Here is a 22,723-nt window from a genome sequence, read left to right as displayed (position 1 = left end):
GGGTTCCCGTCCGACGCTGGCGTCGAGCCGCGGCTGACGCGAACACGGTCAACGAGCCCCGGCTTACTGTCGAACCACTTCCGCCCGCGGGACCTCTCTCCTCACCATGTCGCGCCTGGACCTGTCAGCAATGGCTGACATCGTCAGCATGTGGTGACACTGTCAGCACATGCTGACGGGTCCAGGCGCGACATGTCCCAGACAGCGCCGACACGCCCGAGCTCGTAGCCCGGCGCCCAGCCTCACATCCCCCGCAACCGCATGACGTGCTCGCGCTGCAATTCCGCTGCCCGCGTGAGGAATTCGGTGATCAACTCGAGCTGCGCGCCACTGTAGCGGCTCAGCAGAATCCGCCGGCCGTCGTCCACGAGCGGGTCGATCAGCTCGAAGGCCCGCGCCCGCGCGGTGGCAGTGGCGTGGACCAGGAGCTTGCGCCGGTCACTGGGGTGCGCGGAGCGCGTGACGTAGCCGACCTTCTCCAGGCGGTCGAGCATCGTCGTGGCGCTGCCGGTCGTGAGGCCCAACCGGTCGGCCAGCTCGCGCGGGGTGACACCAGCGGCTTCCTGGATCAGAATCTCCAGGCACCGCGCGTCTGTTGCGTTGACACCGAGCAGGCGCGCGACCTCGCGGTCGAAGTCGTCGACCGCGGCCTGGTAGCCCTGCACCGCCGCGCCCAACCGGTCGGCCACCGGATTTTCGCTTGACAATCGAGCGATCCACCTTTCATTCTATTGCTTGACAATCAAGCTATCTGATTGTCAAGACATCTGGGCACCAACCGAGGAAGACGCATGACCGAAGCACTCATCATCGGCGCCGGAGTCGCCGGGCCGGTGCTGGCCATCGCACTGCAACGGGTGGGCATCGACGCCCACGTCTACGAACGCTCCCCCTCCGGCGCCGACCTGCGCGGTGCCTGGCTGAACTTTCAGGCCAATGGCATGGACGCGCTGCGTGCCGTCGATGCGGCCGGCCCGCTCGAGAACCTGGGCTACCCGAACGACACCATCAGCTTCCTCACCGGCACCGGCAAGCAACTGGGCCGCATCCCGATGGCCGCCCAGCGCCCGGACGGGCAACTGTCGGTCATGATGCGCCGCGCCGACCTGTACCGCGAACTCAACACCCTGGCCGCGGCACGCGGCGCCCGATACAGCTACGGCAAGGAGTTCGTCTCCGCGACAACGGTTTCCGACGGCCGCGTCGAGGCTCGCTTCGCCGACGGCAGCAGCGCCACCGGTGATCTGCTCATCGGATGCGACGGCATCCACTCCGCGGTGCGCCGCGTGATCGATCCGGCGGCGCGGGCGCCGCGCTACGTGCCGGTGCTCAATGTCGGCGGCTACATCCCAGGCTTCACCGTCGACGTCCCGCCGCGAGAATTCCGGATGCAGTTCGGCACGCGCTGCTTCTTCGCCTGGTTTCCCACCCCGGACGGCGGCACCGTCTGGTTCGCCAATCCGCCGATGGCCCGCGAGCCGGAACGCGGCGCACTGTCCGACATGACCGACGCCGACTGGCGAAACTGGCTGCACCAGTTGATGTCCGGCGATGTCGGGCCGGCGCACGACATCGTCGACGCCGCGCCCGGGCCGATGGTGGGGTGGGCCACGTACGACCTGCCGGTGGTGAAACGCTGGCACAACCACCGCAACCAGATCATCATCGGCGACGCCGCCCACGCCACCGCACCATCGGCCGGGCAGGGCGCGTCGATGTCCGTCGAGGACGCCGTGATTCTCGCGCAGTGCCTGCGCGATTGCCCTGATATCCCAACGGCATTCACGACGTTCGAGTCGCTGCGCCGGCGCCGGGTCGAGAAGATCGTCCGTCACGGGCACCGCTCGGCCAACAGCAAGGCCGCGGGCCCGGTGGGGCGGTTCCTACGTGACCTGATCCTGCCGGTGATGTTCCAGCAGGCGGCGAAAGACGGTGGCCGCTCGATGATGTGGCTTCAGGGCCACCACATCGAGTTCGACAGGACCATCGCGCGAGCACCCGCCTAGACGGGCAACCGCACCACGAAACCGGACTCCAGCGCCACCCACAGCGCGCCATCACGATCGACGGCCAACCCGTGCGGCTCGCTGCCGGGCGGCAGGTCGAACGTGGCGACCTCGCCGTCGGCACTGACCCGCGCGATCGCGTCCGCGCCCCACAGGCTCGCCCACACCCCGTCGGCGACATCGGCGACCACCGCGTGCGGCTTGCCCGGCAGATCCAGCTCCTGGATGGCGTCGTTCAGCGGGATGCGGCCCAGCTTGTCCGCTCCGATTGCGGTGAACCACACCGCATCATCGTGGGTCGCGCAGATGCCGACGGGCCCTGCCGACGGTGTCGGCGTCGGCCGTGTCGAGAGCTTGCCGGCAACCGTCACTCGGCCGATCGCGGATTTCTGATTCAACGTGAACCACAGCGCGCCGTCACCACCTGCAGTGATCATCGACGGCATCCCGCCGGGCGCGGCTACCAGCTCGACCGTGCCGGCGGCGTCCACCCGGCCGACGGTCCCCGCGTCCATCGCGGTGAACCACACCGCATCGTCGGGCCCGACGGTGATGCCGAACGGTGCACTGCCCGTGTCCAATTCGACGAACGACAGAGCACCGTCACCGGCGATCCGGCCCAGCCGGTCAGTGCCCGAGCACGTGAACCACACGGCTCCGTCGGGTCCCGCGCAGATCTGCATCGGCCGGCTGTCGGTACCGACGTCGAACCGCCGCACCTCGCCCCCGGCATCGATCCGGGCCACCGCACCCGCTGACACCAACGTCACCCACATCGCGCCATCCGGGCCGGCCGCCAGCCCGTACGGTCCGCCATCGACCGCAACAGTCAGTGCGCTCACGCCAGCGCGACCAGCCCGAGCTCGTTGTCGGCGGCCAGTAATGCGTTGTGCGGCAACACTCGAACGGAGTATCCGACGGGTCCCGCCACCGGCAGCGGGATGGTCGCCGAGAACACCTCGACGCCACCCTCACCGGAACCCGTGTGCGCCATCGGCACGGTCACCGGCTCCACCAACTGGTCACCGGCGTCGACACGACCCAGAACGGCCTGCACCACAACCTCATCGGTGCGCAACCCGGCCAGCTGGACGGTGGCGGTCAACGACAACTCGGAACCCAGCAGTGGCGTATCCGGCAGACCATAGCTGTCCACCTCGGTGATCTGAATCTTCGGCCAGGCCTCGGTCACCCGCTGGCGATAGGCCGCCAGCGAGCGGGCCGCGCCGAACGGCACACCGTCGATCGGCTCTACCGTGCGCCGGAACGACTGTGCCGCAGGGCCGTAGTACTTCTCGGTGTAGTCGCGCACCATGCGCGACGCCAGCACCTTCGGCCCCAGCGACTGCAGCGTGTGCCGCACCATCTCGACCCACCGCGTCGGGACGCCGTGCTCATTGCGCTCGTAGAACTTCGGCGCCACCGAGTTCTGCATCAGGTCGTACAGCGCCGCGGCCTCCAGGTCGTCGCGACGAGCCTCATCGGTGACGCCGTCGGCAGTCGGGATTTCCCAGCCGTTTTCGCCGTCGTACCACTCATCCCACCAGCCATCGCGAATCGACAGGTTCAGCCCGCCGTTGAGCGCGCTCTTCATGCCCGACGTGCCACACGCCTCCAGCGGACGCAGCGGGTTGTTGAGCCACACATCGCAACCCCAGTACAGCAGCCGCGCCATCGACATGTCGTAGTCGGGCAGGAAGGCGATGCGGTGCCGTACCTCGGGCCGGTCCGCGAACTTCACCACCTGCTGGATCAGCGCCTTGCCGCCGTCGTCGGCCGGATGCGACTTACCGGCGACGATCAGCTGCACGGGCCGCTGCTCATCGAGCAGCAGCTGTTCCAGCCGTTCCGGGTCACGCAACATCAACGTCAGCCGCTTGTAGGTCGGCACCCGGCGGGCGAAGCCGATGGTCAGCACCGAGGGGTCGAAAGCCTTTGCGATCCAGCCCAGTTCGGCCTCGGTGGCACCGCGTTCGAGCCATGACCGCCGCAGCCGGGCCCGCACATCGGCGATGAGCAGCTCGCGCAGCTGGGACCGGATCCACCACAGGTGACCGGGATCGACGTCGTGCAACCGCTGCCACAGCTGGGGCTCTCCGGCGGCCTGGTCGACGGCCGTCATGCCCTCGACGCCGACCAACTCGCGGCCCAGTTCGAGCCATTGCGGCGCGGCCCAGGTGGGCGCATGCACGCCGTTGGTGATGGAGCCGATCGGTACCTCGGCCTGGTCGAAGCCGGGCCACAGTTCGTTGAACATGCCGCGGCTGACCCGGCCGTGCAGCAGCGACACCCCGTTGGCCCGCTGGGCGAGCCGTAAGCCCATGTGCGCCATGTTGAATTTGTCCGGGTCGTCCTCGGCGCCGAACGCGACCACCCGGTACAACGGCACCTCGGGCAGCAGCGGCGAAGCGACGGTGTCGTCGAAGTAGCGTCGGACCATCTCCACCGGGAACCGGTCGATACCGGCCGGCACCGGGGTGTGCGTGGTGAACACCGTCGACGACCGGACGACCGCCAGCGCGGTCTCGAAATCCAGCCCCGACCCGCTGATGTATTCCCGAATGCGTTCCACGCCAAGGAAACCCGCGTGGCCCTCGTTCATGTGGTAGACCTCGGGCGCCTCGATGCCCTCGATCTCGGTGAACGCCCGGATCGCGCGGATGCCGCCGATGCCGGCGAGCAGCTCCTGCTTGATCCGGTGTTCCTGGTCGCCGCCGTACAGGCGGTCGGTCACCGAACGGAGCTCGTGCTCGTTCTCCGGGATGTCGGAATCGAGCAGCAGCAACGGAACTCGCCCGACCTGCGCGACCCACACGCGGGCCCGCAGCACCTGTGATTCCGGCAGGTTCAGCGACACCAGCACCGGCTGGCCGTCGGCCCCGGTCAGCAGCCGCAGCGGCAGGCCCTGCGGATCGAACGACGGGTAGTTCTCGTTCTGCCAGCCGTCGGCCGTCAGTGACTGCTTGAAGTAACCGGACCGGTAGTACAGCCCCACCGCGATCAGCGGCAGGCCGAGATCCGACGCCGACTTGAGGTGGTCGCCGGCGAGGATGCCCAGACCGCCCGAGTAGTTCGGCAGGACCTCGGCCACGCCGAACTCCATGGAGAAGTACGCGATGCCCTTCGGCATCGCGGGGCCGCCATCCTCAGCGAGGTCGGCCTGCTCCTGGTACCACAGCGACCGGGTCAGATAGCCGTCCAGATCCGCGGCCCGGTGGTTCACCCGGCCGACGAAGTCGTCGTCTGCCGCCAGTTCGTCCAGACGCGCGGGACTGACCGCCCCCAGCAACGCCACCGGGTCGGCGCCGACCTGTTCCCACAGCACCGGGTCGATCTCCGCGAACAGCTCCTGAGTCGGCGTGTGCCAGGACCAGCGCAGGTTGATGGACAGCCGCTCCAGGGCGGCGAGACGTTCGGGCAGGTGGGCACGGACGGTGAACCGGCGAAGGGCTTTCACACGAGCCAACCTTACTGACATTTTTTCCACGTGCAGGGTCAGTTCAGTGACAGCCCAACTGCCCATCCAACTGGTCACTGCCCTTCAAGTGTCACGGACTACTACGGTGGGTATGGGTAATCCCGTAGTCCCGGGTAAGGAGTGATTTGGTGGCCGGTCGGATCGAGATCGACGACGTCGCACCAGTGGTGTCCGCAGGCCGATACCCCGCCAAGGCCGTGGTCGGCGAAGTGGTTCCGATCAGCGCGACCGTGTGGCGCGAGGGCCACGACGCTGTCGCCGCAACGTTGGTGGTGCGCTACCACGGCCCCCTCTACCCGCAGCTCGCCGAGACCCCGCCGGGTGCGACGCCGACGCCGGCCCCGCCGCGGGCCAAGGTCAAGCCGACCCGGCTGCCCATGGCCCCGGGCTTCACGCCCGACGTCTTCCACGGTCAGTTCACGCCGGACAGCGTCGGACTGTGGACGTACCGGGTCGACGGCTGGGGCGACCCCATCGCGACGTGGCGGCACGCCATCACCGCCAAACTCGACGCCGGCCAGAGCGAGGCCGAGCTGTCGAACGACCTGTTGGTCGGCGCGGGGCTGCTGGAGCGCGCCGCCACGGCCGTCCCCCAGGACGACCGCGCCCCCCTGCTCGCCGCCGCGCGGCGGCTCCGGGAACCGGGCGACCCGTACATCCGTGCCGGCGCGGCGCTGGCGCCGGACGTGACAGACCTGCTGCGCAAGTACCCGTTGCGCGAATTGGTCACGCGCGGAGAGCAATACGGCATCTGGGTCGACAGGCCCCGGGCCCGGTTCAGCGCCTGGTACGAGCTCTTCCCCCGGTCCACCGGCGGCTGGGATGCCGACGGCAAGCCGGTGCACGGCACGTTCTCCACAACCGCGAAGGCCATCCCGCGCGTTGCCGCAATGGGTTTCGACGTCCTGTACCTGCCACCGGTGCACCCGATCGGCAAAGTGCACCGCAAGGGCCCGAACAACAACGTGACCGCCGCGCCCGGCGACGTCGGCTCCCCGTGGGCCATCGGCAGTGACGAGGGCGGGCACGACGCGGTGCACCCGGACCTTGGCACCATCGACGAGTTCGACGACATGGTCGCCGCGGCCCGTGAAAACGGGCTCGAGGTGGCGCTCGACCTGGCGCTGCAATGCGCGCCGGATCACCCGTGGGCCAAGGACCATCCCGAGTGGTTCACCGTGTTGCCCGACGGCACCATCGCGTACGCCGAGAATCCGCCGAAGAAGTACCAGGACATCTATCCACTGAACTTCGACAACGACCCGGCGGGCCTCTATGACGAGGTGCTGCGCGTCGTCAAGTTCTGGATGTCGCACGGCGTCAAGATCTTCCGGGTCGACAACCCACACACCAAGCCCGCGAACTTCTGGGCCTGGCTCATCGGCCAGGCCAAGAACATCGATCCGGACGTACTGTTCCTGTCCGAGGCATTCACCCGCCCGGCGCGGCTCTACGGACTCGCGAAACTTGGCTTCACGCAGTCGTATACGTACTTCACATGGCGCACCGCCAAGTGGGAGATCACCGAGTTCGGCCAGGAGATCGCCAAGTACGCCGACTTCTACCGGCCCAACCTGTTCGTCAACACCCCCGACATCTTGCATGCCAGCCTGCAGCATGGCGGCCCGGGGATGTTCGCGATCCGCGCGGTGCTGGCGGCCACGCTGAGTTCGTCGTGGGGCGTCTACTCCGGCTACGAGCTGTTCGAGCACCAGGCCGTGCGCGAGGGCAGCGAGGAGTACCTCGACTCCGAGAAGTACCAGCTGCGGCCACGGGACTTCGAGGCGGCGCTGGCCGGCGGTCGGTCCCTGGAGCCGCTGCTGACGCGGCTCAACGAGATTCGCCGCGTGCATCCGGCACTGAGCCAATTACGGACCATCAAGTTCCATCACGTCGACAACGAGGCGTTGTTGGCATACAGCAAGTTCGACCCCGTTACCGGCGACACCGTCCTCGTGGTGCTGACGCTGAACCCATTCGGTCCCGAGCAGGCAACGCTCTGGCTGGACATGGGTGCCCTCGGCATGGAGGACCACGACCGGTTCTGGGTACGAGACGAGATCACCGGTGAGGAATATCAATGGGGCGCAGCAAATTACGTGCGACTGGACCCGGGCAAAGCGGTAGCGCACATACTGAACATGCCGCAAATCCCGTACGACAAGCGGCTGACTCTGCTACGGAGACAACCGTGACGAGCCATCTCCGTCCACCCGCCGCCGACGTGGCTCGACTGCTGGCCGGCGAGCACCACGATCCGCATTCCATCCTGGGCGCGCACGAGTACGGCAAGAGCACGGTGATCCGGGCGCTGCGGCCGCACGCTCTCGGGGTCACGGCGCTGATCGGCAAGAAGCGCTACCCGATGGAAGCCATCGAGGGCGGCCTGTTCGCGGTCGAGGTGCCGTTCGACAACCTGGCCGACTACCGGTTCGAGGTCGAGTACTCCGGCGACGTCGTGCACACGACGGCCGACCCGTACCGCTTCCTGCCGACGCTCGGCGACATGGACCTACACCTGCTGGCCGAGGGCCGGCACGAGCGGCTGTGGGAAATCCTTGGCGCACAGCCTCGTTCGTTCAAGACACCCGACGGTGTGGTGGAGGGCTTCTCGTTCGCGGTGTGGGCGCCGAACGCCAAGGGCGTCAACCTGATCGGCGACTTCAACCATTGGGACGGCAGCGAGGCCCCGATGCGGGCACTGGGTTCGTCCGGGGTCTGGGAGCTGTTCTGGCCCGGATTCGAAGTCGGCAGCCTCTACAAGTTCCGGATCCACGGCGGCAACGGCGCCGTCAGCGATCGCGCCGACCCGATGGCCTTCAGCACCGAGGTGCCGCCGCTCACCGCGTCGAAAACCTTTGTCAGCTCCCATGTCTGGCAGGACGACGCCTGGATGGCCGCCCGGGCCGAGCTCAATCCGATCTTCGAGCCCATGAGCACCTACGAGGTGCACCTGATGTCCTGGCGCCCGGGCCTGAGCTACCGCGAACTCGCCGTTGAGCTCACCGAATACGTGGTGGCACAGGGCTTCACACACGTCGAGCTGCTCCCCGTGGCCGAGCACCCGTTCGGCGGCTCCTGGGGATATCAGGTGACGTCGTACTACGCGCCGACGTCACGGCTCGGCACTCCCGACGACTTCCGGTATCTGGTCGACACGCTGCACCAGGCCGGCATCGGCGTCATCGTCGACTGGGTACCGGCGCACTTCCCCAAGGACTCGTGGGCGCTGGGCCGCTTCGACGGCACACCGCTGTACGAACACGCCGACCCCCGCCGTGGCGAGCAACTCGACTGGGGCACCTACGTTTTCGACTTCGGCCGCAACGAAGTCCGCAACTTCCTGGTCGCCAACGCGCTGTACTGGCTCGAGGAGTTCCACGTCGACGGTCTCCGCGTCGACGCCGTCGCCTCCATGCTGTACCTGGACTACTCGCGCCCCGAAGGTGGGTGGACTCCCAACATCTACGGCGGCCGGGAGAACCTGGAGGCGGTGCAGTTCCTGCAGGAGATGAACGCCACCGTCCACAAGCTGGTCCCCGGCATCGTCACCATCGCCGAGGAATCGACCTCGTGGCCCGGCGTCACCCGCCCGACAAACCTTGGCGGCCTTGGCTTCTCGATGAAGTGGAACATGGGGTGGATGAACGACACCCTGGACTACATCAGCCACGACCCGGTGCACCGCAGCTACCACCACCACGAGATGACGTTCTCGATGCTGTACGCCTACAGCGAGCACTACGTCCTACCGATCAGCCACGACGAAGTCGTGCACGGCAAGGGCACACTGTGGACCCGCATGCCCGGCGGCGACCACGCCAAGGCGGCCGGCCTCCGTCAGCTGCTGGCCTACCAGTGGGCGCACCCGGGCAAGCAATTGCTGTTCATGGGACAGGAATTCGGCCAGCGCGCCGAATGGTCCGAGGAACGCGGGCTCGACTGGTTCCAGCTCGGTGAGCACAGCTTCTCCACCGGTGTGCAGCAGCTGGTGCGGGATATCAACGGCATCTACCGGGACAACCGCGCGCTGTGGTCCCGCGACAGCAGCCCCGAGGGCTACTCCTGGATCGATGCCAACGACTCCAACAACAACGTGCTGAGCTTCCTGCGGTTCGGTGACGACGGGTCGGCGATCGCGTGCGTCTTCAACTTCTCCGGCAGCGAGCACTCCCAGTACCGCCTGGGCCTGCCGCACGCCGGGACGTGGCAGGAGCTGCTGAACACCGACGCGACCGTCTATCACGGCGCCGGCGCGGGCAACATGGGCGCGGTCGAGGCCACCGACGAGCCCTGGCACGGCCGTCCCGCCTCCGCCGTCCTGGTCCTCCCGCCGCTGTCGGCGCTCTGGCTCAAGCCCGCCTGAGTTCCCTCCGTGAGGAGACGTAAAACTGTCGATTTGTGGGCGAAATCGACAGTTTTACGTCTGCTCGCGAGACTAGGTGCGCAGCCCGTCGAGGAGACGCCGCACCGCCGCGCCGACGTCGCGGCGCGCGCGAACGGGATCAGGCGCGCCCGCGATCGCGGCCACGGCCTGGTTGCTGAGTCCCATCAGCAGCAGGGCCAGCGGTGAAATCGGCTGCGGCGCAAGCACACCCTGTTCCAGCAGGCTGACGAGACCGGCCTCGATATTGGCCAGGGTGTACCGCGCGTTGCGCTCCTGCCACTTCTGCCAGCCGAGCACCGCGGGCGCGTCGACCACGCGGATGCGCTGCAGCGGCGCATCGACCGCGGTGTCCAGCACGGCATCCCAGCCGGCGAGGAACACCGACCACGCGTCCTCGCCGCGGTCGGCCGCCGCCGCGGCAGCGGCCCGAACCCGCCCGCTCACCACCTGATCGGCACGGTCGAAGACCTCTTCGAAGAGCGCTTCCTTGTCCGCGAAATGGTGATAGAGCGAGCCACGGGTGACGCCGCTACGGCGGACGATCTCCTCGGTACCGGTCTGGTGGTAGCCCTGTTCGCCGAACAACTCGGTCGCGACTGCGACGAGCCGCTCCCGCGAATCCCCCTTGACGGTGACCATACAGGTTGTATGGTAGCAGCATACAACCTGTATGGAGGTCGCGATGACGACACTCGACACCCACGTCCCGACCAGCCTCGGAGATCTGCACGTACATCGCACCGGGACAGGGCCTGCCGCCGTCTTGTGGCACAGCCTCTGGGTGGACTCACGCAGCTGGGGTCCGCTCGTCGACACCCTCGCCGCCCAGCGACAGGTGGTGACCATCGACGGACCCGGATACGGCACGAGCAGCCCCATCCGCCGGGATTTCACCCTCGACGAATGTGCAAGTGCCGCAGGCGAAGTGATCGACGCACTCGGTTTCGATACCGTCGACTGGATCGGCAACGCCTGGGGCGGACACGTCGGCATCACGCTGGCCGCGACCCAACCGCACCGGCTGCGCAGCCTGACCACCATCGCCGCCCCGCTGCGGCCCGTCAGCCGACGTCAGCGCTGGACCCAGACGTACCCGCTCGCCGTCGCCTACCGGCTGCTCGGACCCGATCCCCTGCTGACCAGGATCCTGTTCGACGTGCTTCTCGGTGGCGCCGACACCACGCGCACCGATCAGGCGGCCGAGCTCGAAGCCGCGTTCCGCGCAATGGACCGCGAATCAGTAAGGCGCACAATCCAATACATGCACAGCTGGCATGCGCTGACCGAGCAGATCACCGCCGTCACCGTCCCGACGCTGCTGATGACCGGCGATCTCGGCGACCAGCACTGGAGCCCCGCCCACGCCCGCGCCACGGCCGCCACCATGCCCGACGCACGCGTCGTCGCACTCACCGGCGCCGGACACGTCGGCCCGCTGTTGGTCGACACCGACCTGATCGCTCAAGCCGTCACCGACTTCTGGGCCTCTGTGCCGGCTCAGTGATGCCTAGTAGAGCGCGTTGGCGAGATTGCGCCGGCCCGCGATGACCTCGGGGTCGGCCGGGTCGAACAGGTCGAACAACTCGATGAGCCGGGTCCGCACGCGGGTGCGGTCGTCGCCCGAGGTCTTCTTGATGAGTGCGATGAGCCGATTGAACGCGCCGTCGACGTCACGCTGGAAGAGCTGCACGTCGGCGGCGGCGAAAGCCAGGTCGATGTCGTCGGGCGAGGCATCGGCGAGACGCACGGCCTCCGGCCGCTGCGCGGACGCACGCTGCAGGAAGGCGATCTGCTGCACGGCGCCCTTGGCCTCGACGTGGTTCGGGTCGGCATCGAGGATCGCCTGGTACGCAGCCAGGGCGCGGTCGAAATCGCCGCTGTCGAGGAACTCGCGGGCCTGTGCGAGTGCGGGGTCGACCTGCTCGTCCTCGCCCTCGCCGCCGCCACCGAGCTTGCCGGCCGTCGCCTGCAGCAGCGAGTCCACCCAGCGCCGCAGCTGGTCGGCCGGCTGGCCACCCTCGAAGCTCGTGATCGGCTGGCCGCCGGCGAGCGCGACGACCGTCGGGACGCCCTGGATGCCGAACATCTGGGCAATGCGCGGAGAGGTGTCGACGTTCACGGTGCCGAACGACCACTTGCCGCCATCCTCGGCGGCCAGCGCGGACAGGGTCTGCCCCAGCTGGACGCTCGAGTCGCTGCGCGGCGACCACAGCAGCACGACGACCGGTACCTCACCGGAGCGGATCAGCACCTCGGCTTCGAGATTGGCCTCGGTGATCTCGATACCACCGGGTGCGCCACCGGCACCGGCAGCACCTTCAGCGGGACGGTTTTTGAGCGCGGAGAGGTCCACCGCGCCAGCCAGCGCGGGACCGATAGGACGCGGACGAGTCACGCTCTCCAGTTTGTCACGCGACGGCCGACGTCTCCGGTTCGGCCTCTGCGGCAGCGGCACCGACTGCCAACGCCCCGTTGCGCTCGGCCCAGCGCAGGAAGACCACACTGGCCAGCGGCACGATGCTGGACACCGCCGCCGCCACCCACGTCACGAGCGACCAGCGCGCGGCCCAGCCGACCACCAGCCCGGTGGCCACGAACGCCAGGAACACCACGCCGTGGACCATGCCGAAGATCTGCACGCCGATCTCGGTGCGTGGCGTACCGAGGTACTTGAAGTACATGCCGGTCAGCAGCCCGACCCAGCTGACGGCCTCGGCCAGAGCGATCAAACGAAACCAGCCCGCCACCCGGGGCACAACAGCGTTCATGGCGCCATTGTGCCCGAGTGACGGGCTGACTACTACGAGGCGTAGTTCACACCTCGCGGGAAACTACGGACGACGCAGGATCAGGGCGTCACCCTGGCCACCGGCGCCGCACAGCGCGGCGACGGCGTAGCCCGAACCCTTGCGGGCCAGCTCCAGCGCCGCGTGCAGCGTGATACGGGCACCGGACATGCCGATCGGGTGACCGATGGCGATGGCGCCACCGTTGACGTTGACCTTGGCGCCGTCGACGCCCAGCTCCTTGGTCGAGGCCAGCGACACCGCCGCGAAGGCCTCGTTGATCTCGATGACGTCGAGCTGGTCGACGGTGATGCCCTCGCGCTCGACGGCCTTCTTGATGGCGTTGGCCGGCTGGCTCTGCAGCGTCGAGTCCGGGCCGGCGACGACGCCGTGCGCGCCGATCTCACACAGCCAGGTCAGGCCCAGCGACTCGGCCTTCTCCTTGCTCATGACCACGACGGCGCAGGCGCCGTCGGAGATCTGCGACGACGAGCCCGCGGTGATGGTGCCGTCCTTGCGGAACGCCGGCTTCAGGCCACCGAGCGACTCGGCGGTGGTGTTGCCGCGGATGCCCTCGTCCTCGGCGAACTCGATCGGGTCGCCCTTGCGCTGCGGAATCGACACCGGAACCACCTCGTCGGCAAAGACGCCGTCCTTCCACGCGGCCGCGGCCTTCTGGTGCGACTGCGCGGCGAACTCGTCCTGCTCGGCACGGGTGAACTTGTCCTGATCGTTGCGCTGCTCGGTCAGGGCGCCCATCGGCTGGTCGGTGAACACGTCGTGCAGGCCGTCGTACGCCAGGTGATCCAGCGCGGTGACGTTGCCGTACTTGTAGCCCTCACGGCTCTTCGGCAGCAGGTGCGGGGCCTGGCTCATGGACTCCTGGCCACCGGCCACCACGACCTCGAACTCCCCGGCGCGAATCAGCTGGTCAGCGAGCGCGATCGCATCGATGCCCGACAGGCACATCTTGTTGATGGACAGCGACGGCACGTCCCACGGGATGCCACCGCCGACGGCCGCCTGACGGGCCGGCATCTGCCCGGCACCGGCGGTCAGGACCTGGCCCATGATCACGTAATCGACCAGCGAGGCGTCGACACCGGCCTTCTCGAGCGCGCCCTTGATCGCGATGGCACCCAGGTCGCTACCCGAGAAGTCCTTCAGCGAACCCATCAGTTTGCCAACTGGAGTGCGGGCTCCAGCAACAATTACCGAGGTCGTCATTTCCATCCTCCAACAAATCTGTAACGGCTAATGTGGCCGATCCCACAGGCGCAAATTCGGTCGTATCAGGTTACCTTTACGTTATGACCACCGAACACGTCGATGCCCGTCCGGCACTGGCCAGCGCCCTCGTGACCGCGATTGATCACGTCGGGATCGCCGTGCCGGATCTGGACGCCGCGATCCGGTGGTACCACGACCACCTCGGCATGATCGTTCTGCACGAAGAGGTCAACGAGGACCAGGGCGTCCGTGAGGCCATGCTCTCCGTCCGTGGCGCGCCCGTCGGCAGCGCACAGATTCAGCTGCTGGCCCCGCTCGACGAGAAGTCGACCATCGCCAAGTTCATCGACACCCGCGGCCCCGGCCTGCAGCAGCTGGCCTACCGGACCAGCGACATCGACGCCCTGTCCGAGCGCCTGCGCGCCGACGGCGTCCGCCTGCTGTACGAAGCCCCGCGCCGCGGCACCGCCGACTCCCGCATCAACTTCATCCACCCGAAGGATGCCGGCGGCGTGCTGATCGAACTGGTCGAGCCGGCCAAGGATGCCGAGCACTGAGCTCGAGCTAGGACCACCTTCGCGTCGGTCCCCGGTTGCCCCGGTTCGCCCAGCACGGCGTGTGCCAATGCCGGCGGTCTTCGGCGTCGTCGACCCGTAGCACGACCACATGCGCTGTGCCCGGGCGGATTTCGTGATCGCATCCCGGGCACCGATACGTCTTGACGGCACGGGAGCCGGCCACGGCCCGCACCTCGTAGTCATATCCGTCCGGCCCGGTCTCCACCCGGCGCGACGACAGCCCGAGCAGCGGCGGCGGATCGCGCCGCGGCCGCTGCGGACGTCGCCGAGGCATCAGAACAACCGGAACTCGTCGTTGTCCATACCGCGCATCTTGTCGTAGTCCAAAGTCACGCAACGGATTCCACGGTCCGTGGCGAGCGTGCGCGCCTGCGGCTTGATCTGCTGGGCGGCGAACACCCCGGCCACCGGCGCCAGCACGCTGTCCCGGTTGAGCAGATCGAGGTACCGCGTCAGCTGCTCGACGCCGTCGATCTCACCACGCCGCTTGATCTCCACCGCGACCGACGCACCGGTCTCGTCGCGGCACAACAGGTCCACCGGACCGATCGGCGTCGGATATTCGCGGCGCACCAACGTGTAGCCGACGCCCAGCAGCTCGACATGCTCGGCGAGCAGCTCCTGCAGGTGCGCCTCGACGCCGTCCTTCACCAGGCCGGGATCGACCCCGAGCTCGTGGCTGGAGTCGTGCTCGATGTCCTCGACCGTGATCCGCAGCTGCTCACCGGCCTTGTTCTCGACGACCCAGACCAGAGCCGAAACGCCGTCCACCGGCGCTTCCTCGACGGTCCAGCACGGCGGCGTCATCCAGTTGAGCGGCTTGTAGGCGCGGTCGTCGGCGTGCACGCTCACCGATCCGTCCGCCTTGAACAACAGGAGGCGACGGGCCGACGGCAGGTGTGCGGTCAAACGTCCGACGTAGTCAACGGTGCACTGGGCGATCACGAGACGCACCCGAACCACCTTAGGGGTATTGAATCCCGGTCCGGACTCGCCCCACGAACTAGGCTGACGGCCAATGACTGCGGACCAGACCGGGACGACGCGCCTGGCACGGATACGGGAAGCCATCACCCCGCGTTCCAGCTTGCAGGCCACACCCGAATACGGATCGTGGATTCTGGGCCGCGTTTCCGAGACCCAACGCCGGCGACGTATCCGCATCCAATTGATCCTGACGACCTTCGTGATCGTCGCGAACATGATCGGCGTCGGCGTCTCGATCCTCATCGAGACGGTGCTGTTCCCGACCCCCAACGTCTTCCGGGCCGATGTCTGGTGGATCACCACCATCGTGGCGCCCGCGTACATCGTGTTCGCCTTCCTCGTGGGCGTGGTGTGGGCGACCAACAGGGTGATCCAGAGCGTGCGCTGGGCCATCGAAGAACGCACGCCGACGGTCGAGGACCAGCGCAACACCTTCCGCGCCCCGGGCCAGCTGACGCGCGTGCTGCTCTCCCTGTGGGGCGCCGGCGCCGTACTGCTGACGACGCTCTACGCGATGCACGACACCCAGTTCATCCCCAAACTGCTGCTGGGCGTCACGTTCCCCGGCATCGTCGTATCCACCAGCTGCAACCTGTACACCGAGTTCGCGCTGCGCCCCGTTGCCGCCGACGCCCTGCAGGCCGGCCGGCCGCCGTCGCGGCTGTCCCCGGGCATCATGGGCCGGACCATGGTCGTCTGGGCGTTCGGTTCCGGCGTGCCGATGCTGGGCGTGCTGCTGGCCGCGGTGTTCGCCTTGACCCAAAGCACGCTCACGCCAACCCAATTCGCGTTCGCCGTCCTGGTGCTCGCGGTGTTCGCGTTGGTCTTCGGCGCGTTGCTGATGTGGATCGTGGCATGGCTGACGGCCAGCCCGATCCGCATTGTGCGCCAGGCACTCAGCCGAGTCGAGCAGGGCGACCTGACCACGGATCTGGTGGTCTTCGACGGCACCGAGTTGGGCCAGCTGCAGCGCGGATTCAACTCGATGGTGCACGGGCTCCGCGAACGCGAACGCGTACGCGACCTGTTCGGACGGCACGTGGGACGTGAGGTCGCGGCGCTCGCCGAGCAGGAGAAGCCGCAACTCGGCGGCGAGGAGCGGCATGCGGCGGTGATCTTCGTCGACGTCATCGGGTCCACCCAGCTGGTGACGAGCCGTCCGGCCGTCGAGGTCGTCGACCTCCTGAACCGCTTCTTCGCCGTCATCGTCGACGAAGTGGACCGGCACCACGGGTTCGTCAACAAGTTCGAGGGCGACGCAGTGCTGGCGGTGTTCGGCGCGCCGGTATCGCTGCAGTGCACCGAGGGCGACGCACTGGCCGCCGCCCGGGCCATCGCGTCACGCCTGCGCGACGAGGTGCCCGAGTTGCAGGCCGGCCTCGGGGTCGCGGCCGGCACCGTGGTGGCCGGCAACGTCGGGGCCAAGGAGCGGTTCGAGTACACGGTCATCGGTGAACCGGTCAACGAGGCGGCCCGCCTGTGCGAGCTCGCCAAGTCGGTACCGGGGCAGCTGGCGGCCGCCGCCGACATGCTCGACGCGGTCAGCGAATCCGAAAGAGCGCACTGGGCATTGGGCGACACCGTGACGCTGCGTGGCCTGTCCGAACCGACGCAGCTGGCGATCCTGGCCTGAAATTCACATCTGCTTCACACAGATCCGGAGGATCATGGTGAGCATGAAGCGATATCCCGTCATGGCTGCTGCCGTCGGTGCGCTCGCCGTGTCGTTCGCGCTCGCTCCGCAGGCCGCGGCCGATCCCACCCTCGACACCGGGGGCTCGGCGGCCGACGTCATCAACAACCTCCAGGCCGAGGGCTACCTCGTACAGATCAACTGGACCAACGGTTTCGACGTCAAGCCGCTCAACATCTGCTGGGTCACCGGCGTGAACAACCCGGGCAACTTCAAGCCGGGCGGCCCGGTGGCCGCGACCGTCTACGTCGACGTGCAGTGCCCGAACCACGAGTGGTGAATCACACCTGCGGGTAGGGCGCGAAGCGCTTGTCGTAGCCGGCCTTCCGCTCGTCCAGTGCCGCTTGCCGTTGCGCCGCAGTGACATACGCCGTCCCGGCCGGCAGCACAGTGCCGAGATCACTGAGCGCCACCACCTGTGAACTCACCTTCGGCAGGTTGGTACCCGTGGTGTCGACGTCCTGGAAGCGGATGGAGATGGTCCCCTGGTTGAGGCCACCGGTGGACACCCAGTTCGCCACACCGGGATCGGTCGGCGACACCACGATGGTGTAGCTGCCGTCCGCGTTGGCCACCGACTGCGCGATGTTCAGGCTGGTCTGCTGATCCCAGTAGTTCTTGGTGATGGTCCAGTCGTTGGTCACCGGGACCACGAAGTAGCCGGCGTCGCCGGGCTTGATGGTCAGCACCAGCGCCTGGTCGTCGGCCAGTTGGAAATACCCCGGACTCTGCACCTGGGTCGACAGGAACGTCGCGTTGCTCTCGGGATCGGTGAAGACGTTGGGCGGCTTCGTCTTTCCCGACGAATCCTTCGTCGCCACATCCATGTACTGCGGTTCCATCCGCAGCCCGAGCGCGAGGATCACCGACGCCTCCAAGCCCTGCAGGAACCGCGGCATCACCGGAAGCGGCGGGACCAGCGAGACCAGGTTGGTCAGGAACGGATTGCCGGAGACAGCCGGGCCCAGGCCGGGGATGTCGAAGCCGCCGATCTGCGCGAACAGACTGTTGCGCGGGCCGCTGACCCGCTCGATGGACAAGCTCATCGGATCCTGTGTGTTCCAGTCCGACAGGGTGTTCCGCGCGACGATCAAGGTGGTGTCCGTTGGAATCTGCAGATGGTTGGTCTGGCCCGGCTCGGCCGGACGCGAACTCACCGTCACGGTGAAGCTACCGTCCGGGTTGATCTGCATGTCCTTGGCGTTGAGTACCGCGGCCGTCTTGCCGCCGAGGCCCGTCAGCACGCTGAAGGTCGTCTCCGCCGGGCGCTCCCCCGGGCCGAACTTCCCGCTGATCACGTACATGGACGTCGAATTGACCGCCATCATCCGGTAGATGGTGTCCGGGTTGTCGTACAGGATGCGCGTGCCGGTGATCGCCTGGCCGAACCAATCATGCGGCGGCATAACCATTTCCAGCACCGTCGGCCGCATCGGGTTGAGCAGCTGATACTCCATGGCGGCCTGCTGGGCGTATTCGTCGACCGCCTGGTTCAGCTGGTCCAGGTTCTCCTGGTCCGGTCCGCCCACTTGGGAGTACTGCTGCTTGGCGTTCAGCTGGAACGCAAACTTGATGATCGCCTTCATGATCTGCATCGGCACCGTCTTCACGATGGCGGTGGCTTTCCGCTCGGCGGCCAATTGCTGCGACGTGCCGAGCACCGTGGGCACGCTCTGCAGCGACGACGGCGCGGCCGCCAATGCCGTTGTCGCGGAGGTGGATGCCGTCTCGCGGCGGGTGACGCCGAGCAGCGCGGACAAGGCGGCGTTCTGCAGTGGCGCGACGGGGTACCCGGACGCGTTCGCCGCCCCGTTGAGGCCCACGGCCGAGAGCGCGTGCGACACCGCCGCTGTCGCCGCTGCGACGGGCGCACCCAGTGCCGCCACCGGCGCGACCGCGTGCAGGCGCGGCACAGAGCTCGCGGGCGCATCCGCCTTGGCCGTCGCGGCCACCTGCACCTTCGCCGGCTTCTGAGCCGCCGTCACGACCGGCGTCCTGGTGACCTTCTTTGTCGCGGGTTTCGCGTCGGGCTCAGATGTCTTGCCGGTGTCGGTCGCATCCTTCGCAGCCGACGGCTTTTCCACATCCGCCTGCGCCGCGGGCCGCTTAGACGACTTCTTACCCGGATTCACGATGCCAGGACGCTTGGCGCCCTTGTCCTTCTTCGGCTTGCTCGTGTCGGCCTTGTCTCCGTCGCTCTTGGCCGGACTCTCGCTCTTGGCATGAGTGTCCGACGGCGCCCCCGCGGCGTCACTCGGGGCGGCGAAGGCGATGCCAGGGTTGCTCGCCACTGCCGCGCCGATCCCCAGGGCGACCGCCAATGCACCCACGCGGCCGACGAATCTGGCTGCGCCAGTTGACAACTCATCACGACTGTTGATCGACATGCAACTCCCCTGAACCCCGAAACCCCGACTAGAACGCGTTCCAGTTATAACAGGGCGGCACTCGCGCGTCAGCCATTTACGAGACAAATGATTAAATATGTCTCGCCAGCCACGTTGATGTCGATTTTCCGCTAGTACTCGAGTCTGCCGCATGACATTGTCGAAGACATGTACGACGACTTCGACCGCTGCTACCGGGCAGTCCAATCCAAGGACGCCCGGTTCGACGGTTGGTTCGTCACGGCCGTCCTCACCACGGGCATCTATTGCCGCCCCAGTTGCCCTGTCCGGCCCCCATTCGCCCGCAACGTCCGCTTCTACCCGACAGCCGCCGCAGCACAACGGGCCGGCTTCCGGGCCTGCAAGCGCTGTCGACCTGACGCATCACCGGGGTCACCGGAGTGGAACATCCGCTCCGACGTCGTCGCCCGCGCCATGCGCCTGATCGCCGACGGCACCGTCGATCGCGAGGGCGTCACCGGACTGGCCGCCAGACTCGGCTACACCACTCGACAGCTCGAGCGCCTGCTCCAGGCCGAGGTCGGCGCGAACCCGTTGGCGCTCGCCCGCGCCCAACGGAGCCAGACCGCGCGGGTACTCATCGAGACCACGAAACTGCCCTTCGGTGACGTCGCGTTCGCCGCGGGCTTCTCCAGCATCCGCCAGTTCAACGACACCATTCGCGAAGTCTGCGCACTGACGCCGACCGAACTCCGGCAACGGGCCCAAGCGCGCTTCGAACCCAACGAAACCCCTGGCACGGGAACACTTTCCGTCCGGCTACCGGTGCGGACGCCCTTCGCCTACGAGGGAGTGTTCGGCCACCTGGCGGCCGGTGCGGTGCCCGGCGTCGAAGAGGTACAAGATGGCGCGTTCCGACGCACCCTGCGGCTCCCCAACGGCACCGGCATCGTCGGGCTGACGCCGAGCGTGGACCACGTGCAGTGCACGCTGATCCTCGACGACTTCCGAGATCTGGCCACCGCCATCGCCCGCTGCCGACGACTCCTGGACCTCGACGCCGATCCTGAGGCCGTCATCGACGTCCTCAATACCGACCAACACCTTGCCCCTATCGTCGCCAAGGCGCCCGGGCAACGCATCCCGCGCACGGTCGACGAGAACGAGTTGGCATTACGGGTGGTGATCGGTCAGCAGGTGTCCATGAAGGCCGCGGCGACGCACACGCGTCGGCTGGCACTGGCGTACGGCACGACGATCAACGACCCGGTGGGCACGCTGACGCATGTCTTCCCGTCCGTCACGCAACTGGCCGAGATCGATCCGAGCCACCTGGCCTTCCCCGAATCCCGCCGGCGCACGCTCGTGGCGCTGATCGATGCACTCGCGGCCGGCACCCTCGAGCTCGACGCCGGATCGGACTGGTTGCAGGCGAGAACTCAGTTGGCCGAACTGCCCGGTATCGGACCATGGACAGCCGAGGTGATCGCGATGCGGGGACTCGGCGATCCGGATGCGTTTCCGGCCAGCGACCTCGGCGTTCAGGCCGCGGCCAAACAAGCTGGGCTGCCCGACAATTCACGCCGGCTGATCGAGCACAGTGCGCACTGGCGCCCATGGCGTGCCTACGCCACCCAATACCTGTGGACCTCCCTGGATCACGCGGTCAACCAGTGGCCGCCTCTGACCACCAACCCACCGCAATCACCACAACAGGAGCAGGCATGACCGCCACGTTGCAGACCAGGACGATGCAGAGCCCGGTCGGAACCATCACGATCGCCGGTCGCGACGGACGCATCCGGCACCTGCGGATGGACGATCAGACATATGAGCCCAGCCATGAGGGCTGGGAGCCCGATGAGTCGGCATTTCCAGAAGCCGTCGAGCAACTCACCGCGTACTTCGCCGGCGAACTCCAGGAGTTCGATCTGGACCTCGACCTCGTCGGCACGGAATTCCAGCGACGGGTCTGGGGTGCATTGTTGACCATCCCGTACGGCGAAACGCGTTCATATGGCGAAATCGCTTTACAGGTCGGATCACCGGGTGCTTCACGAGCCGTCGGATTGGCGAATGGACACAATCCCGTCGGCATCATCGTGCCCTGCCATCGCGTTATCGGGGCAAATGGCAGCCTGACCGGATATGGCGGCGGACTGGACCGTAAGAGGCTGCTGCTCGATCTGGAAAAGAGCCGATCAGGAGCCGAAGAGCCGACGCTGTTCGACTGATGAATGCCATTTCGGCGCCACGTATTGCCGCGGCGCCGAAATGCAAAAACGTCCTGAACGCAAAAATGCCTCAACCCCCCGATTTTCATCGGGGGGCTGAGGTAATTTGTGTTCGGCGGTGTCCTACTTTTCCGCCCGTGCAGGGCAGTATCATCGGCGCTGGCAGGCTTAGCTTCCGGGTTCGGGATGGGACCGGGCGTTTCCCTGCCGCTGTTGCCGCCGTAACTCTATTCATTTTACGCCCCTGGCCGGTTCAACCCTTGTGGGGGGTTGTTTGGTGGTGGGGTGTGGTCTGTGTGATTCTTCGGTGTGGTGTGGTTGCGAGGCACGGTTGGTGTGCAATGTTCTTGTTTACACACGTTGGTTTTTTGGGTGTGTGTAAGTTTTCGGCCGGTTAGTGCCAGTTCCCTAAACTTATTGCTAAGTGTGCAGGTCTGGTCTATCGATCCCGTGGTCTGCGGGGGGCCTTATCCCTCTAAAAGGGTGAGAAACCTGGTCTTGGAAGAGGTTTCCCGCTTAGATGCTTTCAGCGGTTATCCTGTCCGAACGTAGCTATCCAGCGGTGCCCCTGGTGGGACAACTGGTAGACCAGAGGTTCGTCCGTCCCGGTCCTCTCGTACTAGGGACAGGTTTCCTCAAGTTTCTGACGCGCGCGGCGGATAGAGACCGAACTGTCTCACGACGTTCTAAACCCAGCTCGCGTGCCGCTTTAATGGGCGAACAGCCCAACCCTTGGGACCTGCTCCAGCCCCAGGATGCGACGAGCCGACATCGAGGTGCCAAACCATCCCGTCGATATGGACTCTTGGGGAAGATCAGCCTGTTATCCCCGGGGTACCTTTTATCCGTTGAGCGACACCCCTTCCACTCGGGGGTGCCGGATCACTAGTCCCGACTTTCGTCCCTGCTCGACATGTACGTCTCGCAGTCAAGCTCCCTTGTGCACTTACACTCAACACCTGATTGCCGTCCAGGTTGAGGGAACCTTTGGGCGCC

The 22,723-nt window shown here is 67.0% G+C and carries 19 protein-coding genes and 2 rRNA genes; 9 read left to right on the top strand and 12 right to left on the bottom strand.

Annotation, left to right across the window (positions count from 1 at the left end):
• Positions 1-242: 242 nt before the first annotated feature.
• A complete protein-coding gene (locus ACJH6I_RS25885; protein WP_318987104.1) occupies positions 243-689 on the bottom strand; it encodes a MarR family transcriptional regulator in 447 nt (148 codons plus the stop codon).
• A 102-nt stretch (positions 690-791) separates the two neighbouring features.
• Between ACJH6I_RS25885 and ACJH6I_RS25880 the strand changes: the two genes are divergently transcribed.
• Positions 792-2,006, top strand: coding sequence for an NAD(P)/FAD-dependent oxidoreductase (locus ACJH6I_RS25880; protein WP_318987103.1), 1,215 nt, complete (start codon positions 792-794; stop codon positions 2,004-2,006).
• Here the strand turns inward: ACJH6I_RS25880 and ACJH6I_RS25875 are convergent.
• Positions 2,003-2,848: a virginiamycin B lyase gene (locus ACJH6I_RS25875; protein WP_318987102.1), complete on the bottom strand. Its 846-nt coding sequence runs from the start codon at positions 2,846-2,848 to the stop codon at positions 2,003-2,005. The genes ACJH6I_RS25880 and ACJH6I_RS25875 overlap by 4 nt on opposite strands.
• The gene (gene glgP / locus ACJH6I_RS25870; protein ID WP_318987101.1) at positions 2,845-5,463 is read right to left on the bottom strand and encodes an alpha-glucan family phosphorylase; all 2,619 of its coding nucleotides are present in this window, start codon (positions 5,461-5,463) and stop codon (positions 2,845-2,847) included. Before glgP ends, ACJH6I_RS25875 begins: the two co-directional genes overlap by 4 nt.
• Positions 5,464-5,612: 149 nt before the next feature.
• Between glgP and ACJH6I_RS25865 the strand changes: the two genes are divergently transcribed.
• Both ACJH6I_RS25865 and glgB read left to right on the top strand, forming a co-directional pair.
• Positions 5,613-7,679: an alpha-1,4-glucan--maltose-1-phosphate maltosyltransferase gene (locus ACJH6I_RS25865; RefSeq protein ID WP_212812482.1), complete on the top strand. Its 2,067-nt coding sequence runs from the start codon at positions 5,613-5,615 to the stop codon at positions 7,677-7,679.
• A complete protein-coding gene (glgB, locus tag ACJH6I_RS25860) occupies positions 7,676-9,850 on the top strand; it encodes a 1,4-alpha-glucan branching protein GlgB (protein WP_318987100.1) in 2,175 nt (724 codons plus the stop codon). Before ACJH6I_RS25865 ends, glgB begins: the two co-directional genes overlap by 4 nt.
• A 72-nt stretch (positions 9,851-9,922) precedes the next feature.
• Here the strand turns inward: glgB and ACJH6I_RS25855 are convergent, their stop codons facing one another.
• Positions 9,923-10,510 (bottom strand): TetR/AcrR family transcriptional regulator, encoded by a 588-nt coding sequence (locus tag ACJH6I_RS25855; RefSeq protein ID WP_318987099.1) that lies wholly within the window; start codon positions 10,508-10,510, stop codon positions 9,923-9,925.
• A gap of 43 nt (positions 10,511-10,553) precedes the next feature.
• On the opposite strand from ACJH6I_RS25855, the gene ACJH6I_RS25850 reads away from it, so the two are divergent.
• A complete protein-coding gene (locus tag ACJH6I_RS25850; RefSeq protein ID WP_318987098.1) occupies positions 10,554-11,375 on the top strand; it encodes an alpha/beta fold hydrolase in 822 nt (273 codons plus the stop codon).
• Between the two features lie 3 nt (positions 11,376-11,378).
• Here ACJH6I_RS25850 and ACJH6I_RS25845 read toward each other — a convergent pair whose 3' ends face one another.
• The 3 genes from ACJH6I_RS25845 to ACJH6I_RS25835 all read right to left on the bottom strand — a co-directional run bounded on the left by ACJH6I_RS25845 (position 11,379) and on the right by ACJH6I_RS25835 (position 13,884).
• On the bottom strand, positions 11,379-12,266 hold the full coding sequence (locus ACJH6I_RS25845; RefSeq protein WP_318987097.1) for a tetratricopeptide repeat protein: 888 nt from the start codon (positions 12,264-12,266) through the stop codon (positions 11,379-11,381).
• A 13-nt stretch (positions 12,267-12,279) separates the two neighbouring features.
• Complete coding sequence (locus ACJH6I_RS25840) at positions 12,280-12,639, bottom strand: DUF3817 domain-containing protein (protein WP_318987096.1); 360 nt, start codon at positions 12,637-12,639, stop codon at positions 12,280-12,282.
• A 63-nt stretch (positions 12,640-12,702) separates the two neighbouring features.
• Positions 12,703-13,884: an acetyl-CoA C-acetyltransferase gene (locus ACJH6I_RS25835; RefSeq protein WP_318987095.1), complete on the bottom strand. Its 1,182-nt coding sequence runs from the start codon at positions 13,882-13,884 to the stop codon at positions 12,703-12,705.
• A gap of 83 nt (positions 13,885-13,967) precedes the next feature.
• Here ACJH6I_RS25835 and mce point away from each other — a divergent pair, with 83 nt between their 5' ends.
• Positions 13,968-14,444, top strand: coding sequence for a methylmalonyl-CoA epimerase (mce, locus tag ACJH6I_RS25830; RefSeq protein ID WP_212812489.1), 477 nt, complete (start codon positions 13,968-13,970; stop codon positions 14,442-14,444).
• A gap of 7 nt (positions 14,445-14,451) precedes the next feature.
• Here the strand turns inward: mce and ACJH6I_RS25825 are convergent, their stop codons facing one another.
• Both ACJH6I_RS25825 and nucS read right to left on the bottom strand, forming a co-directional pair.
• Positions 14,452-14,739, bottom strand: coding sequence for a hypothetical protein (locus ACJH6I_RS25825; protein ID WP_318987094.1), 288 nt, complete (start codon positions 14,737-14,739; stop codon positions 14,452-14,454).
• Complete coding sequence (nucS, locus tag ACJH6I_RS25820; protein WP_020102410.1) at positions 14,739-15,419, bottom strand: endonuclease NucS; 681 nt, start codon at positions 15,417-15,419, stop codon at positions 14,739-14,741. Before nucS ends, ACJH6I_RS25825 begins: the two co-directional genes overlap by 1 nt.
• 64 nt (positions 15,420-15,483) lie before the next feature.
• Between nucS and ACJH6I_RS25815 the strand changes: the two genes are divergently transcribed.
• Positions 15,484-17,085, top strand: a complete 1,602-nt coding sequence (locus tag ACJH6I_RS25815; protein WP_318987093.1) for an adenylate/guanylate cyclase domain-containing protein — start codon at positions 15,484-15,486, stop codon at positions 17,083-17,085.
• Between the two features lie 43 nt (positions 17,086-17,128).
• Positions 17,129-17,425 carry a hypothetical protein gene (locus tag ACJH6I_RS25810; protein ID WP_318987092.1) on the top strand — a complete coding sequence of 99 codons (297 nt, stop codon included), beginning with the start codon at positions 17,129-17,131 and terminating at the stop codon, positions 17,423-17,425.
• 1 nt (position 17,426) lies between these two features.
• Here the strand turns inward: ACJH6I_RS25810 and ACJH6I_RS25805 are convergent, their stop codons facing one another.
• Positions 17,427-19,532 carry a DUF1214 domain-containing protein gene (locus tag ACJH6I_RS25805; protein ID WP_318987091.1) on the bottom strand — a complete coding sequence of 702 codons (2,106 nt, stop codon included), beginning with the start codon at positions 19,530-19,532 and terminating at the stop codon, positions 17,427-17,429.
• 168 nt (positions 19,533-19,700) lie between these two features.
• On the opposite strand from ACJH6I_RS25805, the gene ACJH6I_RS25800 reads away from it, so the two are divergent.
• Both ACJH6I_RS25800 and ACJH6I_RS25795 read left to right on the top strand, forming a co-directional pair.
• Positions 19,701-21,221: a DNA-3-methyladenine glycosylase 2 family protein gene (locus ACJH6I_RS25800; protein WP_318987090.1), complete on the top strand. Its 1,521-nt coding sequence runs from the start codon at positions 19,701-19,703 to the stop codon at positions 21,219-21,221.
• A complete protein-coding gene (locus tag ACJH6I_RS25795; RefSeq protein WP_318987089.1) occupies positions 21,218-21,727 on the top strand; it encodes a methylated-DNA--[protein]-cysteine S-methyltransferase in 510 nt (169 codons plus the stop codon). The genes ACJH6I_RS25800 and ACJH6I_RS25795 overlap by 4 nt, the downstream gene beginning before the upstream one ends.
• A gap of 110 nt (positions 21,728-21,837) precedes the next feature.
• Here ACJH6I_RS25795 and rrf read toward each other — a convergent pair.
• Positions 21,838-21,951, bottom strand: a 5S ribosomal RNA gene (gene rrf, locus ACJH6I_RS25790).
• Positions 21,952-22,101: 150 nt separating this feature from the next.
• Positions 22,102-22,723, bottom strand: a 23S ribosomal RNA gene (locus ACJH6I_RS25785); the annotation flags it as partial.

Source organism: Mycobacterium sp. SMC-13 (assembly GCF_045311035.1).
Lineage (GTDB): Bacteria > Actinomycetota > Actinomycetes > Mycobacteriales > Mycobacteriaceae > Mycobacterium.
This window is presented reverse-complemented; position numbering and strand designations above follow the sequence as displayed.